This is a genomic window from Pseudomonas sp. EA_15y_Pfl1_P101, from assembly GCF_963970835.1.
GTDB lineage: Bacteria > Pseudomonadota > Gammaproteobacteria > Pseudomonadales > Pseudomonadaceae > Aquipseudomonas > Aquipseudomonas tritici.
The window spans coordinates 70205-85614 of record NZ_CAXAPA010000010.1; the positions used below are offsets into that span (position 1 = coordinate 70205).

Sequence of the window (15410 nt, forward strand, 5' to 3'; positions counted from 1 at the left end):
CAACCTCACCACAAAACCAGTGTGGGAGCGGGCTTGCCCGCTCCCACACTGGTTTTGCGCTGTTTGGAAGATATCTTTTCGCCATACCAGTGCCACTCGGCACCTATCTTGCCTTCCATCCCGAATTGGGCGTTTTTTTTGCCGCGCTTGGCGGGCATACTAGGCCGTCCATTTCCCTGGTGTCGCCCGCCTCTATGCTTCGCGCCTTGATTACCCTTGCTCTTATCTGCCTGCTCCAACCGGCGTTTGCCGATGAGCGCGCACAAACCCAACAACAGTTGGACGCTACGCGTCAGGACATTACCGAGCTGAAGAAACTGCTCGGCAAGCTCCAGGAAGAAAAATCCGGGGTGCAGAAAGACCTGCGCGGCACGGAAACCGAGATGGGCAAGCTGGAGAAGCAGGTCCAGGAGCTACAAAAAGAATTAAAGAAGAGCGAGTCGGAACTGGAGCGACTCGACGCTGAGAAAAAAAAACTCCAGAGCGCACGCGTTGAACAGCAACGCCTGATCGCGATCCAGGCCCGCGCCGCCTACCAGAACGGCCGCCAGGAATACCTCAAGCTGCTGCTCAACCAGCAAAACCCGGAGAAGTTCGCGCGCACCCTCACCTACTACGATTACCTGAGCAAGGCCCGCATGGAGCAATTGAAAAGCTTCAACGAGACCCTGCGTCAGTTGGTCAATGTCGAACAGGAAATCGCCAACCAGCAATCGCAGCTGCAGGACCAGAAAAGCGCGCTCGACACCCAGCGCAACGAGCTGGACAAGGTCCGCAAGGAGCGCCAGCTGGCCCTGGCCAAGCTCAATGACGACGTAAAGGCCCGCGACGCCAAGCTGCAGGCCCGCGAGCAGGACCAGGCCGACTTGGCCAAGGTCCTCAAGACTATCGAGGAAACCCTGGCTCGCCAGGCACGTGAGGCCGAAGAAGCGCGGCAGAAAGCGCTGATCGCCCAGCAGGAAGCCGAAAAAAAGCGCCAGCGTGAAGCCGAGCTGGCCACCACTACGGATGCGCCGGCACCGCGCAAACCGGCGCATGCCGCGCCTGGCCCACTGGTTTCCAGCGCCGGCGAGTCGTTCGGTGGGCCTTTTGCTTCGGCCCGCGGCAAACTTCCATGGCCAGTTGATGGTCGATTACTGGCACGCTTCGGTGAAACCCGTGGCGATGACACCCGCGCCAAGTGGGACGGAGTGATGATCAGCGCCTCTGCCGGCAGCCAGGTCCACGCTGTTCACGGTGGGCGCGTGGTATTTGCCGATTGGCTGCGCGGCGCCGGTTTATTGGTAATTCTCGACCACGGTAATGGCTATTTGAGCCTTTACGGCCACAATCAGACTTTACTCAAGTCGGCAGGTGATGTTGTAAAAGCCGGTGAATCCATCTCCACTGTGGGTAACAGTGGCGGCCAGGAAACCCCGGCGCTGTACTTCGCTATTCGTCAGCAGGGTCGCCCGAGCGATCCTGCACAATGGTGCAGAACCCAAGGATAAGGGTCGCATCTACATTAGGAGTTCGTTCGACATGCTGCATTTGTCCCGCCTCACTTCGCTGGCCCTGACGATCGTCCTAGTGATCGGCGCGCCCCTGGCTTTCGCCGACCAGGCCGCCCCGGCTGCGCCTGCCACCACAGCCGCCACCACCAAGGCGCCATTGCCGCTGGACGAACTGCGCACCTTTGCCGAGGTCATGGACCGGATCAAGGCAGCCTATGTCGAACCCGTAGACGACAAGAGCCTGCTGGAGAATGCCATCAAGGGCATGCTCAGCAACCTCGACCCACACTCCGCCTACCTGGGCCCGGAAGATTTTGCCGAGTTGCAGGAAAGCACCAGCGGTGAGTTCGGCGGCCTGGGTATCGAAGTCGGCTCCGAAGACGGCAACATCAAGGTGGTCTCGCCGATCGACGACACCCCGGCATCCAAGGCCGGCATCCAGGCCGGTGACTTCATCGTCAAGATCAACGGCCAGCCGACCCGCGGCCAGACCATGACCGAAGCCGTCGACAAGATGCGCGGCAAGATCGGCCAGAAAATCACCCTGACCCTGGTACGCGACGGCGGCAACCCGTTCGACGTGACGCTGACCCGCGCGACCATTGTGGTCAAGAGCGTGAAGAGCCAACTGCTGGAGTCGGGCTACGGCTACATCCGCATCACTCAGTTCCAGGTCAAGACCGGTGACGAAGTGGCCAAGGCCCTGGCCAAGCTGCGCAAGGATAACGGCAAGAAACTCAACGGCATCGTGCTCGACCTGCGCAACAACCCCGGCGGGGTGCTGCAGTCGGCAGTGGAAGTGGTCGATCACTTCATCACCAAAGGCCTGATCGTGTACACCAAAGGCCGCATCGCCAACTCCGAACTGCGCTTCTCGGCCACCGGCAACGACCTCAGCGAAAACGTGCCACTGGCCGTGCTGATCAACGGCGGCAGCGCCTCGGCGTCGGAAATCGTCGCCGGCGCCCTGCAAGACCATAAACGCGGCGTACTGATGGGCACCACCAGCTTCGGCAAAGGCTCGGTACAAACCGTGCTGCCGCTGAACAACGAGCGTGCGCTGAAGATCACCACAGCGCTGTACTACACGCCGAACGGTCGCTCGATCCAGGCTCAGGGCATCGTGCCGGACATTGAGGTGCGCAAGGCCAAGATCACCAACGAGATCGACAGCGAGTACTACAAAGAAGCGGACCTGCAAGGTCACTTGGGCAATGGCAACGGCGGCGCTGACCAACCCACCGGCAGCCGCGCCAAAGCCAAGCCGATGCCACAGGACGACGACTACCAGTTGGCCCAGGCGCTGAGCCTGCTCAAAGGCTTGAGCATCACGCGCAGCCGTTGATATGCGTTTTGCCCTGATCATCGCCGTGCTGTGCAGCCTGGCAGGGGTCGCCCAGGCGACGCCTGCCAGCGAGCCTCACAAAGCCTACCTGACCCTCATCATCGACGACCTCGGGCAAAACCTGCCCAGGGATCGTCGCGTGCTGGCCCTGCCCGGGCCGGTGACCACGGCGATCATGCCCGACACGCCCCACGCCGCCGAATTCGCCCGCGAGGCGCACAAGGCCGGCAAGATCGTGATCCTGCACATGCCCATGGACCCGGCCACCGGCCCGTTCGCCTGGCACCCGGAACTGTCCATCGAGGAGCTCGGCAAGCGCCTGGACGCCGCCTTTCAGGCAGTGCCCTACACTGCCGGCATCAACAACCACATGGGCAGTCGCATGACCGCCCAGCCCGAGGCCATGGCCTGGTTGATGGGCGAGTTGCAACGGCGCAACAAATTCTTTGTCGACAGCCGCACCAGCGCCAAGACAGTCGCCGCCGCCGAGGCTCAGAAGATCGGCCTGGCCAGCGTCTCGCGGGACGTATTCCTCGATGACGAGCGCACTGAAGCGGCGATCACCACACAATTGCAGACCGCAATCAAGCTGGCCCACAAGCAGGGTTCGGCCGTGATGATCGGTCACCCTTACCCGCAAACCCTGGCCGTGCTGGAGCGCGAGCTGCCCAAACTCAAGGCCCAGGGCGTCGATTGGATCGACATCAAGTTGATGATCAGCGTGCGCAGTAACCGGGCGATGGCCGGACACGGGAAGGACGGGGTTTATCGCTAGGGAAGACAGCGACGATCCACTGTTGGAGCTGGCTTGCCAGCGATAGCTGGTGCATCAGCAACCTGACGCGTGACTGAAAGACCGCTATTGCTGCACAGGTCTCTACACATCTCGAGCGAGCCACGATTACATTTGATGGTGTATCGCTGGCAAGTCAGCTCCAGGCTTCCTATAAATTACAGATACTTAGACATGATCTCGTCGACGGCGCCGTCTTTACGCAACTGATCCAGTGCGGCCTGAAGCCTGGCCACCAGTTCGTCCGGCACGTCCTTGTTCAAAGCAAGATAGAGCTGCGCACTGTTGAACCGCAGCACGGTCTTGAGCCCGCTCACGCCCACCTGGCGCGCCAGGTAGCGGCCCGCGGGATCGCCAGTGGCCCACAGGTCGATCTGGCCATCCAGCAGCTTTTGCGCGTTGTCTTGATCGCGAAGCACCACAATCGGGTTGAGGCCCTGCTTTTCCAGGGTCTCGGCGATGGCGTCGCCCTTGTAGGCGCCGATCTTATAGCGGTGCGCCTGCTTGAGGTCGTCGAGCTGGATCTTGCTATCGGCCTTGGCCAGCAGCACCCAATCATCCGGACCGATAGGGCCGACCCATTTGAACAGTGCCTCTCGATCCGGCAAACGGGCCATCACGAATACGCCATAGCCAGGTTTTTCCAAGGCGAGCTTGTAGATGCGCTCCCAAGGAAAACGCAGGGTGAGGTTGTAGGAAATGCCGGCACGCTTGAAGGTTTCCCGCACGATGTCCACGGCGATGCCTTCGATGTTCTCGTCCTTGGCGAAGTTCTTGCCGTTTTTCGCCATGTTGTAGGGCGGGAAGTTTTCCGTCAGCAACACCAGGGAGGCGTCAGACGGTTCTTCGGCGTTGGCCGAACCTGCCAACAGGAGGGAAGTACTGGCGAGGGCGAGCAGCAGGGTCTTGAACATGAAGGCTACCGGAGTCCATGGCAAGCGCAGAGAGTGCCGCGCACTTGCCATGGTGTCCAGCAGCGTTTAGCGAACGACGATACCGCGCGCCGCCATGTAGGCCTTGGCCTCGGGAACGGTGTATTCGCCAAAGTGGAAAATACTCGCCGCCAGCACTGCGCTGGCGTGGCCTTCGATCACACCATCGGCTAAATGCTGCAGGTTGCCGACGCCGCCGGAAGCAATCACTGGAATGCCCAGCGCATCACTGATGGCGCGGGTCACGCCCAGGTCGAAGCCGTTTTTCATGCCGTCCTGGTCCATGCTGGTCAGCAGGATTTCACCGGCGCCGAGGGCTTCCATCTTCATTGCCCACTCCACCGCGTCCAGGCCGGTCGGCTTGCGACCGCCGTGGGTGAAGATCTCCCATCGCGGGGTTTCGCCAGGGCCGGAGACTTTTTTGGCGTCGATGGCAACGACAATGCATTGCGAGCCGAAGTGCTGCGCCGCTTCGCCGACGAACTCCGGGTTGAACACTGCTGCCGTGTTGATCGAAACCTTGTCCGCACCGGCATTGAGCAAGTTGCGGATGTCTTGCACGGTGCGCACACCACCGCCCACGGTCAGCGGGATGAATACCTGGCTGGCCATGCGTTCGACGGTATGCAACGTGGTGTCGCGGCCGTCGACGCTGGCAGTGATGTCGAGAAAGGTAATCTCGTCGGCACCTTGCTCATCGTAGCGACGCGCGATTTCAACCGGGTCGCCGGCGTCACGGATGTTCTCGAACTTGACGCCCTTGACCACGCGACCGTTGTCGACGTCCAGGCAAGGGATGATGCGTCTGGCTAAAGCCATAGACTTAATCTCCGATTAAGAAGCTTCAAGCTACTAGCTGCAAGTAGAAGCGGATCTGCTTTTACTTGCAGCTTACAGCTTATGGCTTGGAGCTGGCCGCGTAGCCATCACAAAGGGCTTGTGCTTCGGCCACATCCAGCGTGCCCTCATAAATCGCGCGGCCGGTGATGGCGCCGATGATGCCGGGCGCCTTGGCATCCAGCAGCGACTTGATGTCGCCCAGGTTGTGGATGCCGCCGGAAGCGATCACCGGGATCTTCGTGGCGGCAGCCAACGCAGCGGTGAACGGCACGTTGCAACCTTGCATCATGCCGTCTTTGGCGATGTCGGTATAAACGATGGCGGACACACCGTCGGCTTCGAACTGCCTGGCCAGGTCGATCACCTGCACGGTGCTGATTTCAGCCCAGCCGTCGGTGGCGACGAAACCATCCTTGGCATCCAGGCCCACGATCACTTTGCCTGGGAACGCACGGCAGGCTTCGGCAACGAAGGCTGGGTCTTTCACGGCCTTGGTGCCAATGATCACGTAGCTCACGCCAGCCTTGACGTAGTGCTCGATGGTTTCCAAAGAGCGGATACCGCCGCCGATCTGAATCGGCAGGTTCGGGTAGCGCTTGGCGATGGCAGTAACCACTTCGCCATTGACCGGCTGGCCTTCGAAAGCGCCGTTCAAGTCCACCAGATGCAGGCGACGGCAGCCCCCTTCGACCCATTTGGCGGCCATGCTCACCGGGTCGTCGGAGAATACGGTGGAGTCTTCCATGCGGCCTTGGCGCAGACGGACGCAGGCGCCGTCCTTGAGATCGATAGCGGGGATAATTAGCATGCTTTTCCTTCGTCAAAGAGCTGCAAGCTGCAAGCTATTAGCTGCAAGCAAGCACGCGTATCAATTCTTGCAGCTTATGGCTTGAAGCTTTCAGCTGCTCTTTTCAAGCGACCACAGGTCGATTTCGATGCTTTCGAACCTTTCTTTAAGGAGCGTCTGCGTATCGAAAATCGCCCTGTTGTAATAGTGCGGAGCCACTTCGGTGGTGAACAGCTCAAGAATCTCGGCGACCTCGAACGAGCCCAACTTGAGCTCGAAGCGGTCTTCCATGAAGCGCTTGATCTTGAGGGTAGCCTCACTCTCCTGCTCGGGGGTGAGGTTCAAGATCGGCTGCTTCGGCTTCCTGGCCATTACCAGCGACCATCCCAGCCGGCGAAGTTCTGCAGCAATTGCAGGCCGTGGGTATGGCTCTTCTCAGGATGGAACTGCACGGCAAAGCGCGAACCTTCGGCCAGCGCTGCGGCGAAGTCGACGCCGTAGTGTCCGCCACCCACCACCTGGCCCGGTTGACCGGCGGCGATGTAGTAGCTGTGCACGAAGTAGAAGCGCGCCATGTCCGGCACTTCGTGCCACAGCGGGTGATCCATGGCCTGGCGGACCTCGTTCCAGCCCATGTGCGGGACTTTCAGGTGTTCGCCGTCTTCATGCAGGCCTTTGCCGAAGAACTTCACCTGGCCCGGGAACAAACCGATGCAGTCGACGCCGTCGTTCTCTTCACTGCTGTCGAGCAAGGCTTGCATGCCCACGCAGATGCCGAGGAACGGACGGTCCTGGCTGACTTCGCGCACCAGGCTGTCAAAGCCCAGGCGGCGGATCTCGGCCATGCAATCGCGAATCGCGCCAACACCGGGGAACACCACGCGATCGGCTTCGCGAATCACGTTGGCATCGCTGGTGATCAGCACCTTGCCGGCACCGACGTGCTCGAGGGCCTTGGCCACCGAGTGCAGGTTACCCATGCCGTAATCGATAACCGCGACCGTCTGCATTACAGGACGCCCTTGGTCGAAGGCATTTGCCCGGCCATGCGGTCATCCAGCTCGACGGCCATGCGCAGCGCGCGGCCGAAAGCCTTGAACACGGTTTCGATCTGGTGGTGGGTGTTGGTGCCGCGCAGGTTGTCGATGTGCAGGCTGACCAGTGCGTGGTTGACGAAACCCTGGAAAAACTCCTGGAACAGGTCGACGTCGAAGCCGCCCACGGTGGCGCGGGTGTAGGGCACGTGCATCTGCAGGCCTGGGCGGCCGGAGAAGTCGATGACTACGCGCGACAGCGCTTCGTCCAGCGGGACATAGGCGTGGCCGTAGCGACGGATGCCTTTTTTGTCGCCGATGGCTTTGGCAAACGCCTGGCCAAGGGTGATGCCAACGTCTTCCACCGTGTGGTGGTCGTCGATATGCAGGTCGCCCTTGCTGACGATATCCAGGTCGATCAGCCCGTGACGGGCGATCTGGTCCAGCATGTGCTCAAGAAAAGGGACACCGATATCAAATCGGGCCTTTCCGGTGCCATCCAGGTTGATCGAGGCTTTGATCTGGGTTTCCAGAGTGTCGCGCTCGACAGACGCCTTACGTTCGGCCATCACCAGCTCCGCAAAATCATTGGGCGAAAAAGGCAGCCATTATAGGGGCGCGGGCGCTAAACAGAAACATCGGAGGGGATAAGACTGACGAGTTGAAGCGAGAGATGTCGGGGATAGACATGTGTATACATGTGAGCGCCAGTCGTGCAGTGAGCGGGCTGCCCCGCTCACTACACACTTGGTGTTAGCGGAACAGTACCGCCGTCTTCTGCAGGGTCACCCACACACCCCACGCCAACGGAATACCCACCACCAGCCAGGCAGCAATGGCCAAAGGCACAGTGCCGGACGCCGCTTTCCACTCCAGGGAAGTGGTCGCATCCGCGCCTTTGTCATGGCCCAGCGCCTGTTCGGCGGCCAATTCGGCATCGGTCATGAAATACTTGTCGGCCACCGGACGAACCAGCAGGTTGCAGATGAAACCCAGCACCAGCAGGCCGGCCAGGATGTACAAGGTGATGTCGTAGGCCGCAGCGCGTTCAACGCCAATGCTCAGCTGATACTCACGCAGGTAGTTCACCAACACCGGGCCCAATACGCCCGCAGCGGCCCAGGCGGTCAGCAGGCGACCGTGGATCGCGCCGACCATTTGCGTACCGAACAGGTCAGCCAAGTAGGCCGGAACGGTCGCAAAACCACCGCCGTACATCGACAGGATGATGCAGAACGCCGCCACAAACAGCGCCACGTTACCCAAATGCCCCAGGTTCGGGATCAACGCGTACAGGGCAAAGCCCAGGGCGAAGAACACGAAGTAGGTGTTTTTACGCCCCAGGTAGTCGGAGAACGACGCCCAGAAGAATCGGCCACCGATGTTGAACAGGCTCAACAGCCCCGTGAAACCTGCTGCGATGGCGGCAATGGACGCCAATTGACCGGCATCCAGCTGACCAAACGGTACATCCACACCCAGCAGCTTGCCGCCGAACACTTCCTGCAGCAGTGGCGAAGCCATGCCGAGGATGCCGATACCGGCGGATACGTTCAGGCACAGCACCAGCCAAACCAGGCGGAATTGCGGGGTTTTCCACGCCACGTTCACGTGCACGTGGCGGTGGGTGATCATCGCGTTGCTGGCTTTTTTCGCCGGTGCGGTCCAGCCCTCAGGTTTCCAGCCGGTGGGTGGAACGCGGTAGGACAAGGCGCCGCCGATCATGAACACGAAATAGATCGCAGCCATCACCAGGAAGCACTGCCATACACCCACACTGTCTGGCGTTGCGAAGTGACCCATCAATGCGGCTGCCAACGGGGCGCCAACCATCGCACCACCGCCGAAGCCCATGATCGCCATACCGGTGGCCATGCCACGCTTGTCCGGGAACCACTTGATCAGGGTCGATACCGGCGAGATATAGCCCAGGCCCAGGCCGATACCGCCGATGACCCCGGAGCCGATCCACATCAGCCAGATCTGGTGGGTATAGATACCCAACGCCGAGATCAGCAGGCCGCCACACCAGCACAACGCCGACACAACACCGGCCTTACGTGGCCCGGCATGTTCCAGCCAGCCGCCCCAGATGGCTGCCGAGCAGCCCAGGAAGATGAAGAACAAGGTGTAGATCCAGCCCAGCATGGAGATGGGCCAGTCGCATTGGGACGAGAAGACTTGGGCGATGAAGCTCATATCCGGCGCACAAGCAACCGGCTTGGTGATACCCAGCGCCTTGGACAATGGCAACCAGAACACCGAGAAGCCGTAGGCCATGCCGATGCAAAGGTGGATAGCCAGGGCGGCCGGCGGAACCAGCCAGCGGTTGAAGCCGGGCTTGGCGATAATGCGTTCCTTGGACAGGAACGCAGGCTGTGCGGCAGTTGAAGCGGCCGCAGTGCTAGTGCTCATTGGTGTTTCCCCCAGTTGTTAGTATGTGTCCGTCAGGCGCTCTCTCCCTCGGCCTTGCACGCAAAGCGTGGCCGTTTTGTTGAGTGAAGCTCCATTTTAGGCGCGACCTTAAGTCGCAGAAGGCGGACGAACGTGCAGAGATTAGCACCTGTCGATGACAGAAAAACCAAACTGATATCACCTTTTTCAAGAAATCTGTTTGTTTGACGCCAAAAACCCGTTCCCTCGCCCCTGGATACAATGTAACGATCGGAGCACTGCCGCAGGCCGTCGGGCGTTATACTCTGCGGCTAAATTTTGAAATCGACATACAAGGACTCGCCCATGAAAGCGTTCGGCAAAATCCTGGGTCTGGTACTTCTCGGGCTGTTGCTGATCATTGTGGCTCTAGGCTTTGCCCTGACCCATCTCTTCGATCCCAACGACTATAAAGACGAGATTCGCCAGATTGCCCGCGACAAGGCCCACATCGAGCTGACGCTCAATGGCGACATCGGCTGGAGCCTGTTCCCCTGGCTTGGCCTGGAACTGCACGAAGCCAGCGTGGCAACCCTGACCGCACCGACCCAGCCCTTCGCCGACCTGCAGATGCTCGGCCTGTCGGTACGCGTGCTGCCGCTGCTGCGCCGCGAAGTGCAGATGAGTGACGTACGTGTCGAAGGCCTGAACCTGCGCCTCAACCGCAACAAGGAAGGGCACGGCAACTGGGAAGACATCGGCAAGAACGTGACAGAGGCGAGCGTCGGCAGCCCTGGTTCGGTTGAACAACCGGCCGAACCCGAATCGGACAAGCCGGCAAAACCCATCCGCCTGGACATCGACAGCCTGACGGTCAACAACGCCCGCATCGAATATAACGATGAGCAGACCGGCAAGCAGTTCAGCGCCGAAAGCATCCAATTGAGCGCTGGCGCCGTGCATGAAGGCGCCAGCATCCCGGTGAAACTCACCGCCTTCTTCGGCAGCAATCAGCCGGTGATGCGCGTCAAGACCGAACTCAACGGCAACCTGCGCATCCAGCGTGCGCTCAAGCGCTACCAGCTTGAAGACATGAAGATCACCGGCGAAGCCACGGGCGAGCCACTGCAAGGCAAGACCGTGACCTTCTCGACCCAGGGCCAACTGTTGGTGGACCAGGCGGCGAATATCGCCGAATGGACCAACATTAAGCTCTCGGCCAACCAATTGCGCGCCTTGGGCGAGCTGAAGGTCAACGACCTGGACAAGACCCCGCAGCTCAGCGGCGCCCTGTCCATCGCCCAATTCGACTTGGCCAAGTTCCTCGACAGCGTCGGCCACCCGCTGCCGCCAATGGCCGAGGGCAGCCTGAGCAAAGTCGAACTGGTCAGCCGCCTCAAGGGCACGCCAAGCAGCATCGCCCTGGAAGACCTCAACCTGAAACTCGACGGCAGCACCTTCACCGGTCGCGTGGCCGTGGACGATTTTGCCAAGCAGTCCCTGCGCGTGCAGCTCAAGGGCGACACGTTCAATGCCGACAACTATCTGCCGGCCAAGTCCGAATCCGCCAAGGGCGCAGCCGCTGCCCGCCAGGCCGAAGTGCAGAACAGCGAAGCCGGTGCCATGGCTGCTGGCGGCACCACACCGCTGCCCGACGCGCCGACCAAAGGCGCCTGGAGCACCGACAAACTGTTGCCATTGACCCGCCTGCGCACGCTGGATGTGGACGCCGACCTGGCGTTTGGCCAACTGACCCTGAGCAAGTTGCCGATCCAGAATGCCGTGCTAAAAGCGTCCGGCATCAATGGCCAACTCAAGCTCGACACCCTGAGCGGCGGCCTCTACAACGGCACCTTCCAGGCCAACGGCAACCTCGATGTGCGCCAGGATACCCCGGTGCTCGCGCTGCAAAGCCGGATCAAGCAGGTACCGGTCGAACGCATCCTGCAAGCCCAGGGGCAAACTCCGCCGGTGAAGGGCCAGATCACCCTCGACAGCAACCTCACTGGCCGTGGCAATAGCCAGAAAGCGCTGATCGACAGCCTCAACGGCACCGCCAGTTTCGTGATCAACAACGGCGTGCTGCTCAACGCCAACCTTGAACAGCAACTGTGCACCGGCATCGCCTTGCTCAACCGCAAAACCTTGAGCAGCACACCGCAAGGCAAAGACACGCCGTTCCAGGAACTGAAGGGTAACCTGACCTTCCGTAACGGTGTCGCCAGCAACCCGGACCTGAAAGTGCGCATCCCGGGCCTGACGGTCAACGGTAATGGCGATGTCGACCTGCGCGTCCTGGGCATGGACTACCGCATCGGCATCATTGTCGAAGGTGACCAGCGTGAAACGCCGGACCCGGCCTGCCAGGTGGGCTCCAACTTCCAGGGCATCGAAGTGCCACTGCGCTGCCGTGGCCCGCTGGAACTGGGCGCCAAGGCGTGCCGCCTGGATAAGGATGGCCTTGGCCAAGTCGCGATCAAGGCGGCGGGCAACCGCCTCAACGAAAAGCTTGAAGAGAAGCTCGACAAGGTCAACCCGAAGCTCAAAGACGCACTGAAAGGCCTGTTCAATCGATGAGAAACGAGCAATTTTCAGAGGCGGTGCTCAACTGGTACGACCGTCACGGTCGCCACGACCTGCCCTGGCAACAGGGCATCACGCCTTATCGGGTGTGGGTCTCGGAAATCATGCTGCAGCAGACCCAGGTGAGTACCGTGCTCAATTACTTCGACCGCTTCATGGCGTCGCTGCCGACGGTCGAGGCCCTGGCGGCAGCCCCGGAAGATGAAGTGCTGCACTTATGGACCGGGCTGGGGTACTACACGCGGGCCCGCAACCTGCAAAAGACGGCGAAGATTGTCGTGGCCGAATACGGCGGCGAGTTTCCCAAGGATGTCGAGAAGCTCACCGAGTTGCCCGGCATAGGCTTGTCCACCGCCGGTGCGATCGCCAGCCTGAGCATGGGCCTGCGTGCGCCGATCCTCGACGGCAACGTCAAGCGCGTACTGGCACGCTTCACGGCGCAGGAAGGCTATCCCGGCGAACCCAAGGTGGCAAAGCAGCTGTGGGCCACCGCAGAACGCTTCACGCCGCATGATCGCGTCAACGCCTACACCCAGGCGATGATGGACATGGGCGCCACCCTCTGCACCCGCAGCAAACCCAGCTGCCTATTGTGCCCACTGGAAAAAACCTGCGAAGCCCACATGCTCGGCCTGGAGACGCGCTACCCGATCCCCAAGCCGCGCAAGACCATCCCGCAAAAACGCACGCTGATGCCACTGCTGGCGAATGCCGAGGGCGCGATCCTGCTTTACCGTCGCCCCTCGACGGGCCTGTGGGGCGGCCTGTGGAGCTTGCCGGAGCTGGATGACCTGCAAGACCTGGAACACTTGGCCAACCAGCACGCGCTGGCACTGGGCAAGCAACAGGAACTGCCGAGCCTGATTCACACCTTCAGCCACTTTCAGTTGGCTATCGAACCCTGGTTGGTCCAGGTCGAGGAATCCGCCAACCACGTGGCCGAGGCCGACTGGCTCTGGTATAACCTCGCCACCCCGCCGCGCCTGGGCCTTGCCGCCCCGGTGAAAAAACTGCTGAAGCGCGCGGCCGACGTATTGAATGCAGGAGTTTCGTCATGACCCGCACCATCATGTGCCGCAAGTACAAAGAAGAATTGCCAGGCCTCGAACGCCCTCCGTACCCAGGTGCCAAGGGCCAAGACATTTTCGAGCACGTCTGCGCCAAAGCCTGGGGCGACTGGCTGAAACACCAGACTCTGCTGATCAACGAAAAACGCCTGAACATGATGAACGCCGAAGACCGTAAATACCTGGCAGGCGAGATGGACAAGTTCTTTTCCGGCGAGGATTACGCCAAGGCCGACGGCTACGTGCCACCTGCTCAATAATTGATCAAAAACCGGGGTCGGCACGTAAGCGACGGTAATAATTAAATATTTTTTGAAAACTTGCTTGACGACCCCCTGAAAAACCCGTTTAATGCGCCCCGTTGCCCAGATAGCTCAGTCGGTAGAGCAGGGGATTGAAAATCCCCGTGTCGGCGGTTCGATTCCGTCTCTGGGCACCACCTTTCGTTTTCAGGTGATGCCAAGCACACCTGAAAGCACACAAGAAACCCGCCTAGTGCGGGTTTTTTGTTGCCTGGGATTTGACTTAACCCAGTGGCGATTTTGATCTCGCGCTTCGCTCACTTCAGCAAAAACACCATCAGCGGATTATCGTTCAACCGCCCTTCAAAGCTTGGAGCGACGTCCGCCAGGGATGTCCCTTGCAGCAACGCCACTTCCTTGCGCGCCACAATCACCCACGCCGGCCGTGGCAACGTACCTAATCGGTCAAGCTCATGAGCCCCCACAAACACCGGCCGCTCATCGTGATCCAGGTTCATCATGTAGCGCACTGCCCAGGTATCCCGGCCGAGGTTGATAAACACCAACGGCCCCGGCTGCGTGACGCGCAGCGCTTCCACCTGGCCGACAAACTGCCGGGTGTCAAACTGCAGGTCCTTGGCCGGCTCTACCACCATCACCAACAACAACCATTGCGCCGACAATGCAATCAGGCTGAGCCAAACCAACCGCCCCACCCGCCGCCAGGCAATCAACGCCGCCACTTGGAACACCATCAGCACACCGATCAGCAGCGGCAACGAAACATCTGGCCAGTAACCATGCTTGTGCCACCCATGCCGACAGACAAACACTGCAACCACGCACAACGCCGGTAGCGCCACGACAAGCCCTTCGTAGCAGCGGCGCACGCCAGCGAGCCAACCTTGCGCATGGAGCAGCCCATAGGCCGCGACAGCCGCAAACATCGGCACCAGGGGCAGGATGTAGTAAGCGCGCTTGAAGTGCGGCACCGACAGCCCGAGCAAGATCATCAAGCCGCAGGCACCGAGCCGCACCACCAATTGCATATCGCCCTCAAACCGCTCGGCCCAGCGATGACGCAGCGCAATCATGGTGGCCAGCGCCAACGGCACCACCGGGAAGTAGCGATACAAGCTCAGTTGGAAGTAAAAATAGAACGGCTCACCGGCTTCATCGAGGCGTCCGCCCACCTGCATCTTGAACACTTCATCGGCAAATGCGTCACCACCGCTGAGACGCGCCAGTTTCACCAGCAGCCACCAACAGGCTGCTAACAACACCAGGCCGACGAGGCCATGAATGAGCACTTGCTTCACGCGCTCGCCAGGCTTGCCCAGCGCCCAATACACGCACACCACGCCACAGACTTCGATCAACCCCAGCGGTCCGCGTATGGCAAAGCCCAGGATGAACAACGCAAACACCGCCAGCCGCCTCCAGCGCCCACCACTGTGCAGCAGGTAAAAACTGCCTATACAGAGCAACGCTACCATCTGGTCCAGGCAGACCGAGCGGGATTTTTCGAGCAGTTGGGTGGTGAGCAACGTCAGCAGCACGGCGAGCAGCGCCCACTGGCGATTCGCCGGGACGAGCAAGCGATAGATCAAGGCAACCACCCCGGCGGACGCCAGGGCGGTGGGCAGCACATTCGCCAGATGGTTGGGCGCACCAAACAGTCGTGCGAACACAACGCTGAAAAAGGTCGCGGTGCCGGGGTAATCCGCGTAGGGCTGGCCATAGGTAGTCGGGAAAAGGCTCGCGCCATGGCGAAACATTTCTTGTAGGAACAGCGCCCAGCGTCCGTCAAACCCTTGGGGTTGCTGATCCCAGATACCCAGAGTGAACAGCAACAGGGCAAACAGGAAAATGCCCAGGGATTCCAGGCGAAAACGGTTGCGGTGATCCATCGGTTGACCTG

15 protein-coding genes and 1 tRNA gene are annotated in these 15410 nt (G+C 60.5%); 7 read left to right on the forward strand and 9 right to left on the reverse strand.

All coding sequences use genetic code 11. The features are described 5' to 3' along the window. Positions 1-5: 5 nt before the first annotated feature. Positions 6-158, reverse strand: coding sequence for a hypothetical protein (locus tag AACY36_RS17105; protein ID WP_339415494.1), 153 nt, complete (start codon positions 156-158; stop codon positions 6-8). Between the two features lie 36 nt (positions 159-194). Here AACY36_RS17105 and AACY36_RS17110 point away from each other — a divergent pair, with 36 nt between their 5' ends. The 3 genes from AACY36_RS17110 to AACY36_RS17120 are packed head-to-tail and all read left to right on the forward strand — an operon-like array spanning position 195 to position 3613. Continuing rightward, positions 195-1490: a murein hydrolase activator EnvC family protein gene (locus AACY36_RS17110; protein WP_339415493.1), complete on the forward strand. Its 1296-nt coding sequence runs from the start codon at positions 195-197 to the stop codon at positions 1488-1490. 31 nt (positions 1491-1521) lie between these two features. Beyond that, on the forward strand, positions 1522-2838 hold the full coding sequence (locus AACY36_RS17115) for a S41 family peptidase (RefSeq protein WP_339497327.1): 1317 nt from the start codon (positions 1522-1524) through the stop codon (positions 2836-2838). 1 nt (position 2839) lies between these two features. After that, entirely contained in the window at positions 2840-3613 is a 774-nt protein-coding gene (locus AACY36_RS17120) for a divergent polysaccharide deacetylase family protein (RefSeq protein ID WP_339415491.1), read from the forward strand. Positions 3614-3789: 176 nt separating this feature from the next. Here the strand turns inward: AACY36_RS17120 and AACY36_RS17125 are convergent, their stop codons facing one another. The 7 genes from AACY36_RS17125 to AACY36_RS17155 form a co-directional block, all read right to left on the reverse strand. After that, positions 3790-4545 carry a substrate-binding periplasmic protein gene (locus AACY36_RS17125; protein WP_339415490.1) on the reverse strand — a complete coding sequence of 252 codons (756 nt, stop codon included), beginning with the start codon at positions 4543-4545 and terminating at the stop codon, positions 3790-3792. A 66-nt stretch (positions 4546-4611) separates the two neighbouring features. Continuing rightward, on the reverse strand, positions 4612-5382 hold the full coding sequence (gene hisF, locus AACY36_RS17130) for an imidazole glycerol phosphate synthase subunit HisF (RefSeq protein ID WP_065950077.1): 771 nt from the start codon (positions 5380-5382) through the stop codon (positions 4612-4614). A 79-nt stretch (positions 5383-5461) separates the two neighbouring features. After that, positions 5462-6211, reverse strand: a complete 750-nt coding sequence (gene hisA / locus AACY36_RS17135; protein ID WP_339497328.1) for a 1-(5-phosphoribosyl)-5-[(5-phosphoribosylamino)methylideneamino]imidazole-4-carboxamide isomerase — start codon at positions 6209-6211, stop codon at positions 5462-5464. 90 nt (positions 6212-6301) lie between these two features. Then, positions 6302-6562, reverse strand: a complete 261-nt coding sequence (locus AACY36_RS17140) for a DUF2164 domain-containing protein (RefSeq protein ID WP_339415487.1) — start codon at positions 6560-6562, stop codon at positions 6302-6304. Then, the gene (gene hisH, locus AACY36_RS17145) at positions 6562-7200 is read right to left on the reverse strand and encodes an imidazole glycerol phosphate synthase subunit HisH (protein WP_339415485.1); all 639 of its coding nucleotides are present in this window, start codon (positions 7198-7200) and stop codon (positions 6562-6564) included. The genes AACY36_RS17140 and hisH overlap by 1 nt, the downstream gene beginning before the upstream one ends. Next, positions 7200-7793 (reverse strand): imidazoleglycerol-phosphate dehydratase HisB, encoded by a 594-nt coding sequence (hisB, locus tag AACY36_RS17150; protein ID WP_003218037.1) that lies wholly within the window; start codon positions 7791-7793, stop codon positions 7200-7202. Before hisB ends, hisH begins: the two co-directional genes overlap by 1 nt. A gap of 184 nt (positions 7794-7977) precedes the next feature. Continuing rightward, entirely contained in the window at positions 7978-9639 is a 1662-nt protein-coding gene (locus AACY36_RS17155) for an OFA family MFS transporter (protein WP_339415484.1), read from the reverse strand. Between the two features lie 324 nt (positions 9640-9963). Between AACY36_RS17155 and AACY36_RS17160 the strand changes: the two genes are divergently transcribed. The 4 genes from AACY36_RS17160 (at position 9964) to AACY36_RS17175 (ending at position 13686) form a co-directional block, all read left to right on the forward strand. Beyond that, a complete protein-coding gene (locus AACY36_RS17160; protein WP_339415483.1) occupies positions 9964-12174 on the forward strand; it encodes an AsmA family protein in 2211 nt (736 codons plus the stop codon). Beyond that, entirely contained in the window at positions 12171-13238 is a 1068-nt protein-coding gene (gene mutY / locus AACY36_RS17165; RefSeq protein WP_339415482.1) for an A/G-specific adenine glycosylase, read from the forward strand. The genes AACY36_RS17160 and mutY overlap by 4 nt, the downstream gene beginning before the upstream one ends. Next, entirely contained in the window at positions 13235-13507 is a 273-nt protein-coding gene (locus tag AACY36_RS17170) for an oxidative damage protection protein (RefSeq protein WP_339415481.1), read from the forward strand. Before mutY ends, AACY36_RS17170 begins: the two co-directional genes overlap by 4 nt. 103 nt (positions 13508-13610) lie before the next feature. Next, positions 13611-13686 (forward strand) — tRNA-Phe (locus tag AACY36_RS17175). Positions 13687-13806: 120 nt separating this feature from the next. On the opposite strand, the gene AACY36_RS17180 is transcribed toward AACY36_RS17175, so the two are convergent. Beyond that, entirely contained in the window at positions 13807-15399 is a 1593-nt protein-coding gene (locus AACY36_RS17180; RefSeq protein ID WP_339415480.1) for an ArnT family glycosyltransferase, read from the reverse strand. Positions 15400-15410 lie beyond the last annotated feature (11 nt).